This is a genomic window from Caldimonas mangrovi (genome assembly GCF_023721835.1).
GTDB lineage: Bacteria > Pseudomonadota > Gammaproteobacteria > Burkholderiales > Burkholderiaceae_C > Caldimonas > Caldimonas mangrovi.
In genome coordinates this window covers 131782-150672 of sequence record NZ_JAMKFE010000011.1, presented here as the reverse complement: position 1 = coordinate 150672, position 18891 = coordinate 131782, and the positions used below count along the sequence as shown (strand labels likewise).

At 68.6% G+C, this 18891-nt stretch carries 19 protein-coding genes; 3 read left to right on the top strand and 16 right to left on the bottom strand.

Going from position 1 to position 18891, the window contains the following annotated elements; genetic code table 11:
• Window positions 1-7: 7 nt before the first annotated feature.
• The 8 genes from M8A51_RS17775 to M8A51_RS17740 all read right to left on the bottom strand — a co-directional run bounded on the left by M8A51_RS17775 (window position 8) and on the right by M8A51_RS17740 (window position 8673).
• Window positions 8-1054, bottom strand: a complete 1047-nt coding sequence (locus M8A51_RS17775; protein WP_251779866.1) for a hypothetical protein — start codon at window positions 1052-1054, stop codon at window positions 8-10.
• A 231-nt stretch (window positions 1055-1285) separates the two neighbouring features.
• Entirely contained in the window at window positions 1286-2053 is a 768-nt protein-coding gene (locus M8A51_RS17770) for an ABC transporter permease (RefSeq protein WP_251779865.1), read from the bottom strand.
• The gene (locus M8A51_RS17765) at window positions 2050-2844 is read right to left on the bottom strand and encodes an ABC transporter ATP-binding protein (RefSeq protein ID WP_251779864.1); all 795 of its coding nucleotides are present in this window, start codon (window positions 2842-2844) and stop codon (window positions 2050-2052) included. The genes M8A51_RS17770 and M8A51_RS17765 overlap by 4 nt, the downstream gene beginning before the upstream one ends.
• A 45-nt stretch (window positions 2845-2889) precedes the next feature.
• On the bottom strand, window positions 2890-3936 hold the full coding sequence (locus M8A51_RS17760) for an ABC transporter substrate-binding protein (protein ID WP_251779863.1): 1047 nt from the start codon (window positions 3934-3936) through the stop codon (window positions 2890-2892).
• A gap of 70 nt (window positions 3937-4006) precedes the next feature.
• Window positions 4007-5230, bottom strand: coding sequence for a M20 family metallopeptidase (locus M8A51_RS17755; protein ID WP_251779862.1), 1224 nt, complete (start codon window positions 5228-5230; stop codon window positions 4007-4009).
• Entirely contained in the window at window positions 5227-6999 is a 1773-nt protein-coding gene (gene uraD / locus M8A51_RS17750; RefSeq protein WP_251779861.1) for a 2-oxo-4-hydroxy-4-carboxy-5-ureidoimidazoline decarboxylase, read from the bottom strand. Before uraD ends, M8A51_RS17755 begins: the two co-directional genes overlap by 4 nt.
• Window positions 7000-7001: 2 nt before the next feature.
• Window positions 7002-7943, bottom strand: coding sequence for an allantoinase PuuE (gene puuE / locus M8A51_RS17745; RefSeq protein ID WP_251779860.1), 942 nt, complete (start codon window positions 7941-7943; stop codon window positions 7002-7004).
• 7 nt (window positions 7944-7950) lie between these two features.
• The gene (locus M8A51_RS17740) at window positions 7951-8673 is read right to left on the bottom strand and encodes a GntR family transcriptional regulator (RefSeq protein ID WP_407062250.1); all 723 of its coding nucleotides are present in this window, start codon (window positions 8671-8673) and stop codon (window positions 7951-7953) included.
• 98 nt (window positions 8674-8771) lie between these two features.
• Here M8A51_RS17740 and uraH point away from each other — a divergent pair, with 98 nt between their 5' ends.
• Both uraH and M8A51_RS17730 read left to right on the top strand, forming a co-directional pair.
• A complete protein-coding gene (gene uraH, locus M8A51_RS17735) occupies window positions 8772-9128 on the top strand; it encodes a hydroxyisourate hydrolase (RefSeq protein WP_251779858.1) in 357 nt (118 codons plus the stop codon).
• A 114-nt stretch (window positions 9129-9242) separates the two neighbouring features.
• On the top strand, window positions 9243-10445 hold the full coding sequence (locus M8A51_RS17730; RefSeq protein ID WP_251779857.1) for a urate hydroxylase PuuD: 1203 nt from the start codon (window positions 9243-9245) through the stop codon (window positions 10443-10445).
• 5 nt (window positions 10446-10450) lie between these two features.
• On the opposite strand, the gene ruvC is transcribed toward M8A51_RS17730, so the two are convergent.
• From ruvC to dusB, 6 genes are all read right to left on the bottom strand, one after another.
• On the bottom strand, window positions 10451-11002 hold the full coding sequence (ruvC, locus tag M8A51_RS17725) for a crossover junction endodeoxyribonuclease RuvC (protein ID WP_251779856.1): 552 nt from the start codon (window positions 11000-11002) through the stop codon (window positions 10451-10453).
• 118 nt (window positions 11003-11120) lie between these two features.
• The gene (locus M8A51_RS17720) at window positions 11121-12095 is read right to left on the bottom strand and encodes a phosphatidate cytidylyltransferase (RefSeq protein WP_251779855.1); all 975 of its coding nucleotides are present in this window, start codon (window positions 12093-12095) and stop codon (window positions 11121-11123) included.
• Complete coding sequence (locus tag M8A51_RS17715) at window positions 12095-12721, bottom strand: lysophospholipid acyltransferase family protein (protein ID WP_251779854.1); 627 nt, start codon at window positions 12719-12721, stop codon at window positions 12095-12097. The genes M8A51_RS17720 and M8A51_RS17715 overlap by 1 nt, the downstream gene beginning before the upstream one ends.
• Window positions 12722-12853: 132 nt before the next feature.
• Window positions 12854-14422 (bottom strand): bifunctional phosphoribosylaminoimidazolecarboxamide formyltransferase/IMP cyclohydrolase, encoded by a 1569-nt coding sequence (gene purH, locus M8A51_RS17710; RefSeq protein WP_251779853.1) that lies wholly within the window; start codon window positions 14420-14422, stop codon window positions 12854-12856.
• A 170-nt stretch (window positions 14423-14592) separates the two neighbouring features.
• Window positions 14593-14829, bottom strand: a complete 237-nt coding sequence (locus M8A51_RS17705) for a Fis family transcriptional regulator (RefSeq protein ID WP_251779852.1) — start codon at window positions 14827-14829, stop codon at window positions 14593-14595.
• Window positions 14826-15866, bottom strand: coding sequence for a tRNA dihydrouridine synthase DusB (gene dusB / locus M8A51_RS17700; RefSeq protein WP_251779851.1), 1041 nt, complete (start codon window positions 15864-15866; stop codon window positions 14826-14828). Before dusB ends, M8A51_RS17705 begins: the two co-directional genes overlap by 4 nt.
• A gap of 178 nt (window positions 15867-16044) precedes the next feature.
• Between dusB and M8A51_RS17695 the strand changes: the two genes are divergently transcribed.
• Window positions 16045-16518 (top strand): YqaA family protein, encoded by a 474-nt coding sequence (locus tag M8A51_RS17695; RefSeq protein WP_251779850.1) that lies wholly within the window; start codon window positions 16045-16047, stop codon window positions 16516-16518.
• Between the two features lie 4 nt (window positions 16519-16522).
• Here the strand turns inward: M8A51_RS17695 and M8A51_RS17690 are convergent, their stop codons facing one another.
• Together M8A51_RS17690 and M8A51_RS17685 are read right to left on the bottom strand one after the other, a co-directional pair.
• Window positions 16523-17290, bottom strand: a complete 768-nt coding sequence (locus M8A51_RS17690) for a slipin family protein (protein ID WP_251779849.1) — start codon at window positions 17288-17290, stop codon at window positions 16523-16525.
• Between the two features lie 2 nt (window positions 17291-17292).
• Complete coding sequence (locus M8A51_RS17685; protein ID WP_251779848.1) at window positions 17293-18750, bottom strand: NfeD family protein; 1458 nt, start codon at window positions 18748-18750, stop codon at window positions 17293-17295.
• Between the last annotated feature and the right edge of the window lie 141 nt (window positions 18751-18891).

The following is an 18891-nucleotide window of genomic DNA, read 5'->3' as shown; positions in this document are numbered from 1 at the left end:
CAGCCCTTCAGTCGCCGTCGCGGTCGAAGCCGGTGACGTACCAGGCCTGCGCGTCGGCCGGTGCGTGCGTCTGCCCCGCGGCAACGTAGAGAGGCGACACGCCCGGCTTGGCGAAAAAGCCGGCGTGCCGCAACTGCCTTGCCACCGCTTCGCAGCCGTAGAACTCGAGCGACAGCGCGCTCGCCCGTGCGCGGCGCATGTGCCCGGCAAAAGCGGTCAGCAGGCGGCAGGTGTCGTGCTCCGGCCGGCTGCAGAAGAAGTCGCTGATCAACACCACGTCGTCGCGGCGGGCCCATGCGACATACCCCAGCGGCTGCCCGCCGGCGTCTTCGGCGACCGACACGTGCCAGCCGGGAAAGCCCTCGGGCGCATAGCGCCAGCCGAGGACACGTGCGCTTCGCTCGGACAGCAGCAGCCGCGGGTCGCGCTGTTGCCAGAGGGCGTCGATGCGGGCGTCGCCCGGTGCGGCATCGCTCCAGTGCAACCCGCGTGCATGCTGCAAGGTGCGTGCGGCATCCAGCAGGCGCAGCACGATGTCGGCCGGAGCTGCCAGCCAGGACCACCACGCGCCGCGCCGCGGAGAGCGCAGCAGAAACCGGGTGCTCAGCAGCTTGCCGTAGCGTGTGGTGCCACCGACGCGCTGCATGCCCGCGCGGGTGCACACCGCCTGTGACCTGGCGTTGGGAAAACCATAGACGAAGCCGAAGCGCGAAGCGCCGAGGCCCAGGCCGGCGCGCATCAGCGTCAATGCGGGGCCGAGCGACCGGTGGGCCTGGCCGACGGCATAGTCGGCGAGTGCGGCCACATGCTGCGCGACGCCGTCTTGCCAGAAGGTGCGCGCATGCAGGCACTGCACGCCCACCGGCTGGCCGCTGGCTTCGTCGTGCAGCAGCACGCCCAGCCCCGGGCCGGCCGGGTTGGCGAGGTAGCCGTGACGGAGCTTGGTGTGCGCGGCAGGCGGCGTCATGCCGTCGAGGTTCTGGGACCACAACGACAGGATCCGGTCCTGGTGCTCCGACAAGGCAGATTCGCGCGCGGTGTATCGGGAACGCATGGAAGCCGCTGGCTCTGTGCCACGGAACTTCCTTCGGTCCGGCCGGGTGGGCGCTGTCGTTGCAGGCGGCTCGGCGGGACGAGGTGATGCGGCGTCCGTGGTTCTCCTTCTCCTCGCGGCGGATCGTAACCGTGCGTTGCACTGCGCGGAGCGGGGCCCCCCTGAGGTGAGGGGCCGCGAACAGGGGGTTCGGGAGTGGCGTTTGCTAGTGCGCGCTCACACCAGATCGACTCAGCCGGCGTGAGACCCGCGGTGAGCCCAAGCCGTCGTGCGCTTTTCGATCCAGGCAAACAGCTCGTACATCGCCATCGCCATGACCCCCACGGCCACCAGCCCGGCGAAGGCCAGACCCATCTGCATGGCCGACCCCGCCGACACGAGCAGATACCCGATGCCTTCGTTCGAGGCGTTCATCTCCGAGACGGTGGTGCCGACGAACGCCAGCGTGATGGCCACCTTGAGCGAGCCGTAGAAGTAGGGCATGGAGCGCGGCAGGCCGACCTTGACCAGCACGTCCCAGCGCCGCGCGCCCAGCACGCGCAACACGTCTTCCAGTTCGGGCTCCAGCGTCGCCAGGCCGGTGGCGATGTTCACGGTGATCGGGAAGAACGAGATCAGGAAGGCCGTCAGCACCGCCGGGCCGGCGCCGATGCCGAACCAGACCACCAGGATGGGCACGAAGGCCGCCTTGGGCAGCGCGTTGAAGGCCGTCATCAGCGGGTAGATCGCCGCATAGGCGAGGCGCGAGCTGCCGATCACGAAGCCGAGCAGCACGCCGACGACGATCGCCAGCCCGAAGCCCACCATCGTGACCCAGAACGTGCGCCACGAGTGCTTCAGGATCTCGCCTCGAAATTCGACCATCTGTTCCCAGATGCGCAGCGGGCTCGGGAAGATGAACTCCGACACCTGGAAGGCCGAGCAGACGACCTGCCAGACGATGACGACCGACAGCAGCAGGACCCACGGAGCCCAGCGTTCGAGCAGCTTGTTGTTCATGCGTGTCTGATGGCGCCGATGTGCGAGCGCAGCTCGTGGACGATCTCAACGAAGGGTTCGGTGTAGGTGATCTCCAGGTCGCGAGGGCGCGGCAGGTCGATCTCGCGGCGCGCCACGATGCGGCCCGGGCTCCGGCTCATCACGTACACCGTGTCGGCCAGGTAGACCGCCTCGCGCAGGTCGTGCGTGACCAGGATCACGTTGAAGCGCTGCTGCGTCCACAGGTCGCGCAGCGTGTTCCACAGCTCCTCGCGCGTGAAGGCGTCGAGCGCACCGAAGGGCTCGTCGAGCAACAGCATGCGCGGCTCGTGGATCAGCGCGCGGCAGATCGACGCACGCTGCTGCATGCCGCCGGACAACTGCCACGGATATTTGTCCTCGTAGCCAGCGAGCCCCACCCTTTGCAGCAGGGCCCGGGCCTGGGCTTCGTACTCGGCGCGCCGCGCCCGAAAGCTGGAGCGGTAGGGCTCGACGATTTCCAGCGGCAGCAGCACGTTGTCGACCGTGCTGCGCCAGGGCAGCAGCGACGGCGCCTGGAAGGCCATGCCGGTGATCTTCAGCGGGCCGGTCACACGCTCGCCGCCGATGCGGATTTCGCCCCTCGAGGGCTGTTTCAGGCCGGTGGCCAGCTTCATGAAGGTCGACTTGCCGCAGCCCGAAGGGCCGACGATGGCAATGAACTCGCCTTCGCGCACCGAAAGAGAGATGTCCTCGACGGCGAACTGCTGCTGTGCCAGCAGCTCGTCGTTGTAGGCAAGCCAGACCTTGTTGAAATCGACGAATGCGTCCATGGAGGGGCAGGGCAGGCCCGTGGGCCGCGCCCCGTTCTTTCGTGCTTACTTCTTGACCGCGAAGATGTTGCGCTCGGCGGCGCTCGGCAGGTAGCCCGCGTTCCACACGGCAGCCGCGTCGATGCGCGACTTGGTCGAGAACGCATCGGTCACCTGGCTGGCCATCAGCGCCAGCCGCGGCAGGTTGACGTCGCCGAAGCCTTCGGCCCTGGCGTCGGGCGTGGCAATCGCCGAATCGATGGCCAGCTTCAGGCGCCGCTCTTCGAGGGCGGCGTTGATGATGCCGTCGCGCTCCTTGACGACGGCGATGGCGCCCTTCGGGTCGGCGATCACGTCCTTGGCGCCTTTCGTGAAGGCGCGCAGGAAGGCTTTGACGGCGTCGGGATGCTTCTTCAGGAACTCCTCGGACGCGATGATCACGTTGCCGTAAAGCTTGACGCCGTGCTGCGGGTACATCATCACCGCCACGTCTTCCGCCTTGACGCCGCGCGCCTCCAGGTTGAGCAGCGACGTGAAGTAGAAGCCGGTGATCGCGTCGACGTCGCCGCGCGCCAGCATGGTTTCGCGCAGCGGCGGGTCCATGCTGACCCAGTTCACGGTGCCGACGCCGTTGGCCTTCTGGAAGATCGGAAAAGCACGGCGGCCGGCGTCGAACACCGGCGCGCCGAGCTTCTTGCCGGCCAGGTCGGCGGGGGTCTTGATGCCGGCCTTCTTCAGCGAAAACACCGCTGCCGGCGTGTTGTTGTAGACCATCATCACCGCGACCGGCTTGTTCGGCGCGGTCGGGTTGTTGGCGTGGAATTCCATCAGCGCGGCCAGGTCGGCGAAGCCCATGTCATAGGTGCCGGAGGCCACGCGGTTGACCGCGTTGCCCGAGCCGTTGCCGGCGTCGACCGACACGCTCAGCTTCTCGGCCTTGTAGTAGCCCTTCGCGGCCGGCAACAGAAAGAAGGCCGACGGGCCTTCGAAGCGCCAGTCGAGCTGGAACTTGATCGGGGTCTCCTGCGCGTGGGCGAGCGGTGCGGCCAGCGCGAAGACGGCAGCGAGTGCGGCGGCGATGAAGCCGCGGCGCGGCAGCAGGGAACACGTCATGAAAACCTCCTGGAACAGACGGTGGCGAGCGGGAGCAAGTTCTGTGCTCGGTGGGGGTGTGAGGGTGCGATCAGCGCAGCAGATCGAACAAGGCGCGCGCGACCACCTGGGTCGCGCGCCGCAGGTCTTCGAGCACGAGGTGCTCGTCGGCGCGCTTGGCGTTCGATTCGAGCACCGTGCGCGGGCCGGCGCCGTAGATCACCGCCGGGATGCCGCGCTCGCAATAGAGGCGCACGTCGGTGTACAGCGGCGTGCCCATGGTGGGCGGCGCCTTGCCGAACACCGCCTTGCCGTGGCGCTGCAGGGCTTCGACGAGCGGCTCGTGGCCCGGCAGCGGCTTCAGCGGGTGCGCCAGCAGCAGCCGGCGGATCTCGACCGTGACGCCCGGCACGCCGGCCGCCGTCTCGGCGATCACCCGGCGCAGTTCGGCCTCGACGTCGGCCGGCACCTCTTCGGGAATCATGCGCCGGTCGAGCTTGAAGCTCACCTTGCCCGGCACGACGTTGGTGTGGGTGCCGCCCTCGATGCGGCCGACGTTGAGATAGGGGTGCGTGATGCCCGGCACCTGCGAGCGCACACCGCGATAGACGTCGTTGCGCGCATAAAGCGCGTTCAACAAGGCGACGGCGCCTTGCAGTGCGTCGACCCCGGTGTGCGGTATCGCGGCATGGGCCATGCGGCCGTGTACCGTCACTTCCATCTGGAGGCAGCCGTTGTGGGCGGTGACCACCTCGTAGCTGAAACCCGCGGCGATCAGCAGGTCGGGTTTCGTCAGGCCTTGTGCCAGCAGCCAGCCGGGGCCCAGCTCGCCGCCGAACTCCTCGTCGTAGGTGAAATGCAGTTCGAGGCCGCCCTTCAGCGGCGCCTGCAGCGATTCGAGCGCCCGCAACGCGAAGGTGTAGGTCGCGAAATCGCCCTTGCTGACGGCGGCAGCGCGCCCGTAGAGCTTGCCGTCGACCACTTCGCCGCCGTACGGGTCGTGCGTCCAGCCTTCCCCGGGCGGCACCACGTCGCCGTGCGCGTTGAGCGCGATCGTGCGGCCGTCGCCGTAGCGGCGCCGCACGATCAGGTTGGTGATGGATGCCAGCCCGTGGGCGCGCACGGCGTCGGCCGGCACCGCATGCCGCTCGGCCGTCAGGCCCATGCCCTGCAGCAACGCCGCGGTGTGCTCGGCGTGCGGGGCGTTGTCGCCCGGCGGCGTGTCGGTGGGCACGCGCACCAGCTCCTGCAGGAAGCGCACTTCCTCGTCGAAGTGGGCGTCGATCCAGGCGTCGATCTGGTCGTGTTCGGTCATGGGTGCTCTGCTGCCAACTGCTCGAGCAGGTGGGTGTAGGCGTCGACGCACAGCTGCGCGTCGTCCGCGGTGATGGTTTCCAGCGGGTTGTGGCTGATGCCCGAGTTGCCGCCGCGCACGAACAGCATGGCCTGCGGCATCACTTCATGCAGCTTCATCGCGTCGTGCCCGGCGCCGCTGGGCATGCGGTGGACCGGCAGGCCGAGCGCGGCGACGGCCCGCTCCCAGCGGGCCTGCCACGCCGGGGCGCTCGGCGCAGCGGCGGCGCGCATCGCCGGCTCGACGCGGTGCTGCACGCCGCGCCGTTCGCAGAGGCGCGCCAGCTCGGCCAGCACGTCGGCCGTGAGCCGGTCACGCTGCGCATCGGTCGGTGCGCGCAGGTCGAGGCTGAAGCGGCAGCGGCCCGGCACGACATTGATGGAGCCGCTCGGCACCTCGAGCATGCCGATGGTGCCGACCGAGTCGCCGTCGGCCGCGGCGCGCTGCTCCACATACAGGCACAACTCGGCGACTGCCGCCGCGGCGTCGCGCCGCCGGTCCATCGGTGTGGTGCCCGCGTGGCTGGCCATGCCGGTCACTTCGCCCAGGTAGCGCACGCCGCCGTTGATCGACGTGACGACGCCCAGCGGCAGGTCGAGCTCGTCGAGCACCGGCCCCTGCTCGATGTGCACCTCGACGAAGCCGAGGTAGCGTGCCGGGTCACGCTGCAACGAGGCGATGTCCTCGACGCGCAGGCCCGCCTGGCGCATCGCATCACGCATCGTGACGCCGTCGGCGTCGGCCTGCTCCAGCCAGCGCTCGTCGAACTGGCCGATCAGTGCACCCGAGCCGAGGAAGGTCGCCTTGTAGCGCTGGCCTTCCTCTTCGGCGAAGCCGACCACCTCGATCGCGAACGGCAGCCGCCTGCCTTGGCGGTGCAGCGCCTGGACGCAAGCCATCGGCACCAGGATGCCCAGCCGGCCGTCGTATTTGCCGCCGTTGCGCACGGTGTCGTAGTGCGAGCCGGTCAGCAGCGTCTTGGCGCCGGGGTCGGTGCCGCGATAGCGGCCGACGACATTGCCGACCGCGTCCTCGTGCACGTCGTCGAAGCCGCAGCCGTGCATCCACTGCTGCAGTTGCCGCGCGCACGCGCGGTGGGCATCGGTCAGGTAGGTGACGGTGAGCTGGCCCTGCTCGGCATACCCCGGGTCGCTGTGTTGCGCCAGCGCTTCGGCCCAGTCCCACACCTGCAGGCCCTGCTCGGGCACCACGCCGAGCCTGTCGTTCAGGCGGATCTCGGCGATGCGGTGGACGTTGCGCAGGCACTCGGCGAGCTCGAAATCGGGGTGGCCGGCCAGGCGGCGCTCGAAGGCGGCGATGATCTCGGCGCGGCCGAGGCCGGCGCCTCGCGGCCCGCGCACCGCCAGGACGAACGGCCAGCCGAACTTCGCCTGGTAGTCGGCGTTCAGCTGCTGCAGCCGTGCGAACTCTTCCGGGCTGCACTGCGCGAGGCCGGCGCGCGACTGCTCGCCGGTGGACTCGGCCGTCAGGCCGCCGGCGATGGCGGCCTTGCCGGCCAGCTCGGGGTGGGCGCGCACCAGGCCGAGCTGCCGCTCGCGCCCGGCCTCGCGCACCGATTCGACCAGCGCACGCTTCAGTTGCGCCAGCGTGCGCAGCGGTCGTTTCGCCACCGCGCCCTGCGCCACCCACGGCGAGTGTTCATAGATGCCGTCCAGCAGCGCGACGAAGTCGTCCGGTGTGGCGGCGTTGAGTCGGTCCAGCGTCAGCACGCTCACTCCCAAAGAAATGCGGTCTCGGCGTTGTAGGGATGCACCTGCTTCCAGTGCCGGGCGATGTCGATGCGCCGCGTCACCCACACGCGGTCGTGCGACTCGACATGGTCGAGAAAGCGCTGCAGGGCCTTGAAGCGCCCCGGCCGCCCCAGCAGCCGGCAGTGCATGCCGATCGACATCATCTTCGGCGCCTCGTCGCCTTCGGCGTACAGCACGTCGAAACTGTCGCGCAGGTAGGTGTAGAAGTCGTCGCCATGCGCAAAGCCCTGCGGCAGCGAAAAGCGCATGTCGTTGGTGTCCAGCGTGTAGGGCACCACCAGGTGCGGCGCCAGCGTGCCGTCGCTGCAGCGCACCTGCAGCCAGAACGGCAGGTCGTCGCCGTAGTGGTCGCTGTCGTACTCGAAGCCGCCGTGCTCGGCCACCAGGCGGCGCGTGTTGGGGCTGTCGCGGCCGGTGTACCAGCCCAGCGGCAGCTCGCCCGTCAGTCGCTCGATGATCTCGACGCCGCGCCGCAGGTGCGCGCGCTCGGTGGCCTCGTCGGTGTTCTGGTAGTGGATCCAGCGCCAGCCGTGGCACGCGATCTCGTGGCCCAGCTCGACGAAAGCCTGGGTCACCTCGGGGTGACGCTCCAGCGCCATCGACACGCCGAACACCGTCAGCGGCAGCGCGCGCTGCTCGAATTCGCGCAGGATGCGCCACACCCCCACGCGCGAGCCGTATTCGTAGATCGACTCCATGCTCAGGTGCCGTGCCGGGTAGGCGGCCGGGTTGAACATCTCGCTGAGGAACTGCTCGCTGCCCGTGTCGCCATGCAGCACCGAGTTCTCGGCGCCTTCTTCGTAGTTCAGGACGAACTGCACCGCGATGCGCGCCTGGCCGGGCCATTGCGCATGAGGCGGGTGTTCGCCGTAGCCGATCAGGTCGCGGGGGTAGCGGGTCATGTCGTCCTCATGGCGCGGTCAAGGCCGCTTCAAGGTCGGGCACGCGCGGGTCGAGGCGCAGGTTGCGCTCGACGTGGTCGAGGTGGCTGGCCATCAGGCGCACGGCAGCGCGCGCGTCGCCGCGTTCCAGCGCGTCGACGATGGCGACATGCTCTTCGAAGGAATGCTCGGCCGAGTGGGCCGACTGGTACATCAGCGAGATCAGCGAACTGCGTGACACCAGGTCCTGCAGGATGTCGGCCAGCACCTCGTTGCCCAGCAGCCGCGCCAGCACCACATGAAAGTCGGCCAGCAACCGGGTGCGGCCGGACACGTCGGTGCGCTGCACCGCGGCCTGCTCGCGCTTCAGGTGCTCGCGCAGCTGCGCCACCTGCGCCGGCGTGACGCCGGCGGCGAGCCGCCGCACCATCACCGATTCCAGCATGTTGCGCACCTCGAACACCTGGCGCGCTTCCTCGACGCTGGGTCGGGCCACGAAGGCGCCGCGCGCCGGCTCCAGCGTCACCAGCTTGTCGCGGCTGAGCTGGTTCAGGGCCTGCCGCACCACCGTGCGCGACACCTTGAAGATGTCGGCGATCTTCTGCTCGGCCAGCTTGGTGCCCGGCATCAGTCGGCGCTCGACGATCGCGGTGGTGATGGATGCGACGATGCGCTGCGTGGTGCTGCCCACGGCCGCGGCCGACACGGCGGGGGCGGGCTTTGCGGTCGTGCGGGCAGGCGGGCGCGGCATGGCAGGAAGTGGGAACAACAAGCTGCTTGATGTGTACGCGAAACTGTATACACTTTGCCGGCGATTGCAAAACCTTTCTCGGCGCGGCCGGGCTCACGATGGGCAAGCTCACCACACACGTACTCGACACGATGCACGGTTGTCCGGCGGCGGGCATGGCGGTGCGGCTGTACCGGCTGGGCGACGGTGCGGCGCCGGTGCCGCTGAAGGCGCTGGTGTTGAATGCCGACGGCCGGGCCGACGGGCCGCTGCTCGAAGACGCGGCCTTGCAGCCGGGGCGCTACCGCCTGGTGTTCTCGGTCGCGGCTTACTTCAGCCAGCGCGGGGTGGCGTTGCCCGAGCCGCCTTTCCTCGACGAGGTGCCCATCGAGTTCGGCATCGCAGACGCCGCGCAGCACTATCACGTGCCGCTGCTGGCGAGCCCGTGGTCGTATTCCACCTATCGCGGCAGTTGACCGTCATTCGTCGCCGCGGCGCCCGGTGACAACACCGGTTGCGACGATCCTCCTTACAGAGCCCGCAGTGGTAAGGTGAACCGGCCCTAACCAGGCCACTTCGAGAGTTGATGCATGGACACCTACCTGCTCGACTGGGCCAACCTGCTGCTGCGCTGGGCGCACGTGATCACCGCCATCGCGTGGGTCGGCTCTTCGTTCTACTTCGTTTTCCTCGACAACAGCCTCACGCCGCCCACCGCGCCCGACCTGAAGGCCAAGGGCGTCGACGGCGAGCTGTGGGCCGTGCACGGCGGTGGTTTCTACCACCCGCAGAAGTACCTGGTCGCGCCGAGGCAACTGCCCGAGCACCTGCACTGGTTCTACTGGGAAAGCTACTCCACCTGGCTGACCGGTTTCGGCCTGTTCACGGTGCTGTACCTGTTCAATGCCGGCAGCTTCCTGGTCGACAAGAGCGTGCACGACTGGTCGGCCGGTGCCGCGGTGGCCGCCGCGCTCGGCTTCCTGGTCGCCTTCTGGCTCGTCTACGACGCCATCTGCCGCCTCTTCGGCCAGCGCGTCCGTGGCGACCTCATCGTCGGCGTGCTCGTGTTCGCGGCCATCGTGTTCGCGTCGTGGCTGGCCTGCCAGCTGTTCGCCGGCCGCGCCGCTTTCCTGCTGGTCGGCGCCATGATCGCCACCGCGATGAGCGCCAACGTGTTCTTCTGGATCATCCCCGGCCAGCGCAAGGTGATCGCGCAAATGAAGGCCGGCCAGCCGGTCGACCCCGTCCACGGCAAGCGCGGCAAGCAGCGCAGCGTGCACAACACCTACTTCACGCTGCCGGTGCTGTTCTCGATGCTCAGCAACCACTACGGCTTTGCCTACGGGCACCAGCACAACTGGTTGGTGCTGGTGCTGGCAATGCTGGCTGGTGCGTTGATCCGGCACTCGTTCGTGGCGCGGCACCGCGCGCGGGCGCAGGGCGTGCGGGCGCCCTGGCGCGCGGCGATCGCTGGGGCGGTGTTGCTGGCCGGTGTGGCGGCGTGGTTGACGCCGCGGCACAGTCCATCGTCAGCGGCGATGGAAGGGGCTGCGCCCACCTACACGCAGGTGCGTGCCGTGATCGACCAGCGCTGCGTGATGTGCCACAACGCGCAGCTGCAGAACAAGAACGTGGCGCTGCACACGCCGGAGCTGCTGGCGCGGCATGCACAGGCAGTGTTTCAGCAGTCGGTTGTTCAGCGCACCATGCCGCTGAACAATGCGACCGGCATGACGGACGAGGAGCGCGGGCTGATCGCGCGCTGGTTCAAGGACGGTGCGCCGGTGAAGTGATCAGGTCAGTACGACCGCCCCCCCTTGAACTGCGCATGCGTGCGCCGGTTCAGTGTGCCGCCCGCCTTGGCCACCGCTGCGAACGACGTCCCCGCATGCGCATGGCAGATCGCGATGCCCAGCGCGTCGGCCGCGTCCTTGCTCGGCAGGCCGGGCAGCTTCAGCAGCCGCGCCACCATCTCCTGGATCTGCTCCTTGCGGGCCAGGCCGTGGCCGGTGATGGCCTTTTTCATCTGCAGCGCGGTGTATTCGTTGACGGCAAGCTGGCAGCTCACCAGCCCCGCCAGGGCAGCACCGCGCGCCTGGCCCAGCAGCAGCGTCGATTGGGGGTTGACGTTGACGAAGACGATCTCGACCGACGCGACGGTGGGCTCGTAGCGGCCCACCACCTCGCGCACGCCGTCGAAGATGATCTTCAGCCGGCCGGGCAGGTCGCCCTGCGCCGCGTCGCGCGTCCTGATGGTGCCGCTGGCGACGTAGTGCAGGTGCGACCCTTCCACGTCCACCAGGCCGAAGCCGGTGGTCTGCAGGCCGGGGTCGATGCCTAGAACTCGCATGTGGCCGCCCCTGTTCGCATGATGCGGCGCCATCCGAGCGGCCACCGCGGATCCGGCTTTGCCGGTCCGCTGGTGGCGCCCCTTGAGGGGAGCGCCGCAGGCGCTTCGGGGTGGTCTCTCACAGTTCAAAGTACCAGCGCACGGAATGGAAGAAGACCGGCGCGGCGAAGCAGATCGCGGCCACGCGGTCGAGCAGGCCGACGGCGCCGGTCACCAACCGGCCTTCGTTGCCGAACGAGTGCACGCCCGCGTCCTTCTTCAATGCCTTCATCACGAAATGGCCCAGGGTGCCGGCCGCGCAGGCGATCAGCGCCATCGCGAAGGCCTGGCCGGCCTTGAACGGCGTGATCCAGTACAGGAAGGCGCCGATCACGCTGCCGCCGAACACGCCGTTGAGGGCCCCGCGCCAAGAGAACGAATTGCTGATGCGCGGTGCCACGGCTTTCAGCGCGTAGTGTCGCGCGACATAGGCCTGCAGCACCATGCACGATTGCACGACCATCACCAGAAAGAACAGCAAAAAGGCGCCGCGCTCTTCGTACTTCGGGAAGTCGAGCAGCAGCAGCGCCGGCGCATGGCTCAGGCCGTACACGCAGACCATGATCCCCCACTGGATCTTGGCGTTGCGCTCGAGAAAGCGCTCGGGGTCGTTGGCCAGCGCGCTGATGACGGGGATCGCGAAGAACACGTAGACCGGCACGAACACCGAGAACAGGTCGAAGTGACGCGACCCCACCAGGTAGTACTGCACCGGCAGCACCACGAAAAAGGCGACGATCAGGCCGCGGTGGTCGCCGCGCCGGGTGTGGGCCAGCGTGATGAACTCGCGCAGCGCCAGAAACGACACCAGCCCGAACAGCAGCACCGAGACGGCGGTGCCGGCGATCCAGGCGACCCAGAACAGCGTGACCATGATCCACGAGGTCTGCAGCTGCTTCTTGAAGCGATCGGCGCGCGCGGTGCGGGCCTCGTCGTCGGCCTTCAGGCTCATCACCACGCCCAGCAAGGTGGCCAGGCTCAGGATGCCGAACACGATCACGAACAGCAGCGCGATCTGGTCGCTGGCGTCCCAGGCACGCATTTGCTTGAACATCAGGCGGCCCTCTCGATGCGGCGCAGCGCCACCACGGCCTCGCGGGCCCGTTCCAGGAAGGCGCGCTTGTCCTCACCAGGCTGCAATTGCATGGGCGCGCCGAAAGTCACCGAGCACAGGATGGGCACCGGCACCACCTCGCCCTTGGGCATCACGCGCTGCACGTTGTCGATCCAGGCGGGAATCAATTGCACCTCGGGGAACTGCTGGGCCAGGTGGTACAGCCCCGACTTGAACGGTTGCGGCTCGTCGAGGTTGCTGCGCGTGCCTTCCGGGAAGATCACCAGCGAGTCACCGTTTTTCAGCGCTTCTGCCAGCGGCTCCAGCGGGTCTTGGTCGTCGGTGCGCTGGCGGTTCACGTAGACGGCATTGAAGATCTCGCGCGTGATCCAGTGCTTGAACGGCGTCGACGTCCAGTAGTCCTTCGCGGCGATCGGCCGCGTCTGCGAGCGCAGCTCCGACGGCAGCGAACACCAGATCAGCACCCAGTCGAGGTGGCTCTGGTGGTTGGCGAAGTAGATGCGCTGCTCGGCTTTCGGCACCGAGCCGTGCCAGTGGCCCTGCGCGCCGGTGATCAGGCGGGCGACGAACGAAAGGAGCAGGCCGGCGGCCTCGGGCAGCGTCATGCGCGCGATGTTAGCGGGTCCCTCTGCACGGGGGCACCGGCATGGTGTTGTCCAGCGGCCACCGTGGATCCGGCTTCGCCGGTCCACCGGTGGCGCCCCCTTGAGGGGGCGCGCGAAGCGCGTAGGGGGTGGTCAGTGCCGAAAATGGCGCGTGCCGGTGAAGACCATGGCAATGCCGCGCTCGTTGGCCGCGGCGATCACCTCGTCGTCGCGCATGCTGCCGCCCGGCTGGATCACGCAGGTCGCACCGGCGTCGCACACGACGTCCAGCCCGTCGCGGAATGGGAAGAAGGCGTCGCTGGCCACGGCCGAGCCCTGCAGCGTCAGGCCGGCGTTCTCGGCCTTGATCGACGCGATGCGGGCCGAGTCGATGCGGCTCATCTGGCCGGCCCCCACGCCCAGCGTCATGCCGCCGGCACAGAACACGATGGCGTTGCTCTTGACGAACTTGGCCACCTTCCACGCGAACAGCAGGTCCTGCATCTGTTCGTGCGTCGGCTGCTTGCTCGTGACCACGCGCAGCTCGCTGGCCGCCACGTTCTTCGCGTCGGCCGACTGCAGCAGCACGCCGCCGCCCACGCGCTTCAGGTCGAACGGGTTGGGGTCGCGCGCGAGCGGCACTTGCAGCAGGCGCACGTTCTGCTTGGCCTTGAAGACCTCCAATGCCTCGGGCGTGTAGCTCGGGGCGATCAGCACTTCGACGAACTGCTTGGCCACCAGTTCGGCGGCGGCGCGGTCCATGGTCTGGTTGAAGGCGATGATGCCGCCGAAGGCCGAGGTGGAGTCGGTCTTGAAGGCCTTGGCATACGCTTCGGCCGCGTTGCCGGCCACCGCCACGCCACAGGGGTTGGCGTGCTTGATGATCACGCAGGCGGGGGCGTCGAAGGTTTTCACGCATTCCCAGGCGGCGTCGGCGTCGGCGATGTTGTTGTACGACAGCTCCTTGCCCTGCAGCTGGCGGTAATGCGCCAGGCTGCCGGCCACCGGCGCGGCATCGCGGTAGAAGCCGGCGCTCTGGTGCGGGTTCTCGCCGTAGCGCATGTCCTGCGTCTTGTGCAGCTGCAGGTTGAACACCGCCGGGTACTCGGCGCGTTGGGGCACGTCGGCCGTCGCGTTCTCGGCGCCCGCTTCCAGCGCGGTGAGGTAGTTGGTGATCATGCCGTCGTAGGCGGCGGTGTGCGCGAACACCTTCTTCGCCAGCATGAACTTGGTGTTGCGCTCGATCTTGCCGGCCTTCAGCTCGGTCAGCACCCGCTCGTAGTCGCTCGGGTCGATCACGACGGCCACGTCCTGCCAGTTCTTCGCGGCCGCGCGCAGCATCGCCGGGCCGCCGATGTCGATGTTCTCGATCGCGTCGTCCAGCGTGCAGTCGGGCCGTGCGGTCGCCTGCCTGAACGGGTACAGGTTGACGATCAGCAGGTCGATGGTGCCGATGCCGTGGCTTTTCAGCGCCGCCATGTGCTCCGGCAGGTCACGCCGCGCCAGCAGGCCGCCGTGGATGCGCGGGTGCAGCGTCTTCACGCGGCCGTCCAGCATTTCCGGAAAGCCGGTCACCTCGGCCACTTCCGTCACCGGCAGGCCTTTTTCAGCCAGCAGCTTGGCCGTGCCCCCGGTGGACAGCAGCTTGATGCCCAGCGCATGGAGCGACTGGGCGAGTTCGACCACACCGGTCTTGTCGGAAACGGAAAGCAGGGCTTGCATGTTCGTGGCCTCGGTTCTCAAAAATCTGTTCAATCCGTCCTCGGCGCTTTTCGACACGCAACCCGGTTTGGCATGACGCGATCCAATCCGAGTGACGCCGCGGATCCGGCTCCGCCGGTCCGCCAGCGTCGCCCCCTCGAGGGGGCGGCCGAAGGCCGTAGGGGGTGGTCTCATTTGATCAGTTTGTGCTCCACCAGCTTGCGTCGCAGCGTGTTGCGGTTGATGCCCAGCCATTCGGCAGCGCGCGACTGGTTGCCGTCGGCGTGCTGCATCACGGTTTCCAGCAGCGGCTTCTCGACGACGTGGATGATCATGTCGTACATCGAGTGCGGTTCCTCGCCGCGCAAGTCCTTGAAGTAGGTCTCCAGGCTCGTGCGGATGCACTCTTCGATGTTCTTCTTGCTCATGCGGCTTCCAGGGTCAGGGCGTCGTCGGCAGCGGCCTGCGGCTCGGGCAGGCGGGCATGCGACGCGGCCAGTTGATCGAAGTAGTCGTTGACGGCGAGCAGCTGCTGCTCGCTGCTTTCCAGGGTGTTCATCGTGCGGCGAAAGTCCTCGCCGCCGGGCAGGCCGCGCACGTACCAGCCGATGTGCTTGCGCGCGGTGCGCACGCCGGTGAATTCGCCGTACAGCGCGTAATGGTCGTGCAGGTGCTCGACCAGCCAGCCGCGCACGTCGCGCACCAGCGGTGCCTCCAGATAGGTGCCGGTGGCGAGGTAGTGCGCAATTTCACGGAAGATCCACGGCCGGCCCTGCGCGGCGCGGCCGATCATCAGCGCGTCGGCGCCGGTGCGCTGCAGCACCTCGCGCGCCTGCTCGGGCGACGCGATGTCGCCGTTGGCGACCACGGGGATGCGCAACGCGGCCTTGACCGCGGCGATGGTGTCGTATTCGGCCTGGCCCTTGTAGCCCTGCTCGCGCGTGCGCCCGTGCACGGTCACCATGGCCACGCCCGCCGCTTCGGCCGCGCGCGCGATCGTCAGGGCATTCTTGTGCTGCTGGCACCAGCCGGTGCGCATCTTCAGCGTGACCGGCACGCGGTGCGGCGCGCAGGCGGTGACCACCGCCTCGACGATGCGCGTGGCGAGTGCCTCGTCCTGCATCAGTGCCGAGCCGGCCCACTTGTTGCACACCTTCTTGGCCGGGCAGCCCATGTTGATGTCGATGATCTGCGCGCCGCGGTCGATGTTGTAGGCGGCGGCTTCGGCCATCATGATGGGCTCGGTGCCGGCGATCTGCACGGCGATGGGGGCCGACTCGCCTTCGTGGTTGGCGCGGCGCGACGTCTTCAGGCTGTTCCACAGCTCGCGGCGCGAGGTCACCATCTCGCTGACCGCATAGCCCGCGCCGAGCCGCTTGCACAGCTGGCGGAACGGGCGGTCCGTCACCCCGGCCATGGGCGCGACGAAAAGCGGGTTCGGCAGTTCGAACGGGCCGATGCGCATGGAAAACCTGGGGAGCGGGTGTGCTGAAAAAGGAGGCAGAGTATAGCGGCTGCATCTTTCAGCCAGCGAAATGCGGTGACCCTCGTTCAGGGGTACCGATGGTGTGGTTGTGGTAGCTGCTCAGCCCATGCCGCGGCTTGCCATCCGGCCCGGCGGCGCATCGCGATAATGCCCGGCCATGGACGTCTGGCTGCACGAACTGCTCGATCTGCTGGCGCTGCCGGAAGTGGGCTTGAGCACGCTGTTCGTCGTTGCGCTGGTCTCGGCCACCTTGCTGCCGCTGGGGTCGGAGCCGGCGCTGTACGGGCTGGTGACCTTGAACCCGTCGATGCTATGGCCCGGCGTCTTGGTGGCCACCGCCGGCAACACGTTGGGCGGCGCGATCTCGTGGTGGATGGGCTACGGCGCCGAACTCGCCTACGAGCGGATCACCCACCAGCGCCCTATGCAGCACCGGCTGCTCGGCTGGCTGGAACGCTTCGGCCCGCGTGCGTGCCTGCTGTCGTGGCTACCCCTCGTCGGCGACCCGCTGTGCGCGGTGGCCGGCTGGCTCAAGCTGCCGTTCTGGCCCTGCGTGCTCTACATGGCGATCGGCAAGTGGCTGCGCTACCTCGTGCTGACGTTGGCGCTGGTCTGGGCGTTTCCCGGGTGAGCGCCTACGGTGCCTTGGGCTTGATCGCCTCCACCAGCCCGGCCAGCAGGTCCACCGGCATCGGGAACACGATGGTATTGGTCTTGTCGTGCGCGATGGTGCCCAGCGTCTGCATGTAGCGCAGCTGCATCGCGCCGGACTGACGCCCCAGCATCTCGGCCGCCTGCATCAGCTTTTCCGACGCCTGCAGCTCGCCTTCCGCGTGGATCACCTTGGCGCGCCGTTCCCGCTCGGCCTCGGCCTGGCGCGCGATGGCGCGCACCATCGACTCGTCGAGGTCGACGTGCTTGATCTCGACGTTGGCGACCTTGATGCCCCAGGCGTCGGTCTGCGCGTCGAGCACCTGCTGGATGTCGACGTTGAGCCGCTCCCGCTCGGCCAGCATCTCGTCGAGTTCGTGCTTGCCGAGCACGGCGCGCAAGGTGGTCTGCGCGAGCTGGCTGGTGGCAACGCCGTAGTTCTCGACCTGGATGATGGCCTTCTGCGGGTCGACGACGCGGAAATAGACGACCGCATTGACCTGCACCGAGACGTTGTCGCGCGAGATCACGTCCTGCTTGGGCACGTCGAGCACCAGCGTACGCAGGTCCACGCGCACCATCTGCTGGATGCCGGGGATCACGAAGATCAGGCCCGGGCCCTTGACCTTCCAGAACCGGCCGAGTTGGAACACGACACCGCGCTCGTACTCGCGCAGGATGCGCAGCGCCGAGACCAGCAAGGCGATCAGCGCGAGGATCACGATGCCGCCGAAACCGAAGTTCATGAACATGTTCAGCCTCCTGGGGGTTGAGGGGGGGTGTCGAGAGGAGCGACGTGCAGCACCAGTCCTTGCCGCGAGAGCACGCGCACCTTCTGGCCCGGCTGCAGCCGGGCGTCGCTGCACACGCGCCAGCGCTCGCCGGCGTACAACGCCCACGCGCCGTCCTCGCCGGCTTGCAGCACTTCGATCACGCTGCCGGGCAGCGCCTCGTCGCCGCTGACCACCGCACGCCGCCGTGCTTTCAACGCCATGCCGGTGAGGGCTGCGACGAACAGGGCGCTGACGCCGGCCAGCCCGACGATCAGCCCGAACGGGATGCCGAAGCCCGGCGCTTCGGTGTCGATCAGGATCACCGCGCCGATCGTGAAGGCCACCGCCCCGCCGATGCCGAGCACCCCGAAGCTCGGCGCGAAGGCCTCTGCCGCCATGAAGGCGACGCCCAGCGCGATGAGCGCCAACCCGGCGTAGTTGACGGGCAGCAACTGCAGCGCATACAGCGCCAGCAGCAGGCAGATGCCGCCCAGCACGCCGGGCACGCCGACGCCGGGGTTGTAGAACTCGAAGAACAGGCCGTAGATGCCGATCATCATCAGCATTAGCGCAACGCTTGGGTCGGTGATCGCGGAGAGCAGGCGCACGCGCCAATCGGCCTCGTGTTGCACGATGGCGGCGCCGGCGGTCTCGAGCCGGGTGTCGTGGCCCAGCACATTGACGGTGCGGCCGTCCAGTTGTTCGAGCAGCGCCTGCAGGTCGCGCGCGACGAGGTCGATCACCTTGAGCTGCTGCGCCTCGGTCGCCGGCAGGCTGACCGCTTCGCGCACTGCGCGCTCGGCCCATTCGGCATTGCGCCCGCGCATGTCGGCCAGGCCCCGGATGTAGGCCACGGCGTCGTTGACCTGCTTGCGTGTGCTGGCGGAGCCGGCCGGCGGCTTCTCCGCTGCGCTGCCCGAGGGGGCGGGATCGCGGCCCGGCACCGGGCCCTCGTCGCGCTGCGGCGAGCCGCCGATCTGCACCGGCGTGGCCGCGCCGAGGTTGGTGCCGGGGGCCATCGCGGCCACATGGCTGGCATACAGGATGTAGGTGCCGGCGCTGGCGGCGCGGGCGCCGCTGGGCGACACGTAGCCGGCGACCGGTACTTCCGAGGCGAGGATGGCCTTGATGATCTGCCGCATCGAGGTGTCGAGCCCGCCGGGGGTGTCCATGGCCAGCACGACCAGGCGATGGCGGTCGCGCGCGGCATGGTCGAGCCCGCGGCGCACGTGTTCGGCGGTGGCCGGGCCGATGGCGCCTTCGATGGTGACGACGCTCACCGTGCCGGGCGCTGCCCGGCCGTTGGCGGGCCAGGCCGCCACCAGGACCCACCAGCACACCGCGAGCCACAGGGCGGCACGGCGCGGGTCGAAGTGGGCGTGCAGGGCGGGCCGGGCCGTCATGCGCATGTCGATCGCCTTGGCTGCGGGCAGCTGCATCTGCGGCTTGTCGGCCCACCGCGAAATCCCTCACGAAGGTCGATTAAGACATGGGCTGCAGCGCTCGTCCAGCCGCGGCGCATTGACGACACCGTGGCGCGCGGGTATAGGCCCGCGCCCGTGCTCCTGCGATGCGCTAAA

Bases quoted from the DNA above. Each gene is read 5' to 3' on its own strand.
- M8A51_RS17715 (WP_251779854.1), bottom strand. From the start codon at position 12,721: ATGACGCTGCCCGAGGCCGCCGGCCTGCTCCTTTCGTTCGTCGCCCGC.
- M8A51_RS17760 (WP_251779863.1), bottom strand. From the start codon at position 3,936: ATGACGTGTTCCCTGCTGCCGCGCCGCGGCTTCATCGCCGCCGCACTC.
- M8A51_RS17770 (WP_251779865.1), bottom strand. From the start codon at position 2,053: ATGAACAACAAGCTGCTCGAACGCTGGGCTCCGTGGGTCCTGCTGCTG.
- M8A51_RS17695 (WP_251779850.1), top strand. From the start codon at position 16,045: ATGGACGTCTGGCTGCACGAACTGCTCGATCTGCTGGCGCTGCCGGAA.
- M8A51_RS17775 (WP_251779866.1), bottom strand. From the start codon at position 1,054: ATGCGTTCCCGATACACCGCGCGCGAATCTGCCTTGTCGGAGCACCAG.
- M8A51_RS17705 (WP_251779852.1), bottom strand. From the start codon at position 14,829: ATGAGCAAGAAGAACATCGAAGAGTGCATCCGCACGAGCCTGGAGACC.
- M8A51_RS17720 (WP_251779855.1), bottom strand. From the start codon at position 12,095: ATGTTCAAGCAAATGCGTGCCTGGGACGCCAGCGACCAGATCGCGCTG.
- M8A51_RS17730 (WP_251779857.1), top strand. From the start codon at position 9,243: ATGGACACCTACCTGCTCGACTGGGCCAACCTGCTGCTGCGCTGGGCG.
- M8A51_RS17690 (WP_251779849.1), bottom strand. From the start codon at position 17,290: ATGTTCATGAACTTCGGTTTCGGCGGCATCGTGATCCTCGCGCTGATC.
- M8A51_RS17765 (WP_251779864.1), bottom strand. From the start codon at position 2,844: ATGGACGCATTCGTCGATTTCAACAAGGTCTGGCTTGCCTACAACGAC.
- uraH (WP_251779858.1), top strand. From the start codon at position 8,772: ATGGGCAAGCTCACCACACACGTACTCGACACGATGCACGGTTGTCCG.
- M8A51_RS17740 (WP_407062250.1), bottom strand. From the start codon at position 8,673: ATGCCGCGCCCGCCTGCCCGCACGACCGCAAAGCCCGCCCCCGCCGTG.
- ruvC (WP_251779856.1), bottom strand. From the start codon at position 11,002: ATGCGAGTTCTAGGCATCGACCCCGGCCTGCAGACCACCGGCTTCGGC.
- puuE (WP_251779860.1), bottom strand. From the start codon at position 7,943: ATGACCCGCTACCCCCGCGACCTGATCGGCTACGGCGAACACCCGCCT.
- M8A51_RS17755 (WP_251779862.1), bottom strand. From the start codon at position 5,230: ATGACCGAACACGACCAGATCGACGCCTGGATCGACGCCCACTTCGAC.
- dusB (WP_251779851.1), bottom strand. From the start codon at position 15,866: ATGCGCATCGGCCCGTTCGAACTGCCGAACCCGCTTTTCGTCGCGCCC.
- M8A51_RS17685 (WP_251779848.1), bottom strand. From the start codon at position 18,750: ATGCAGCTGCCCGCAGCCAAGGCGATCGACATGCGCATGACGGCCCGG.
- purH (WP_251779853.1), bottom strand. From the start codon at position 14,422: ATGCAAGCCCTGCTTTCCGTTTCCGACAAGACCGGTGTGGTCGAACTC.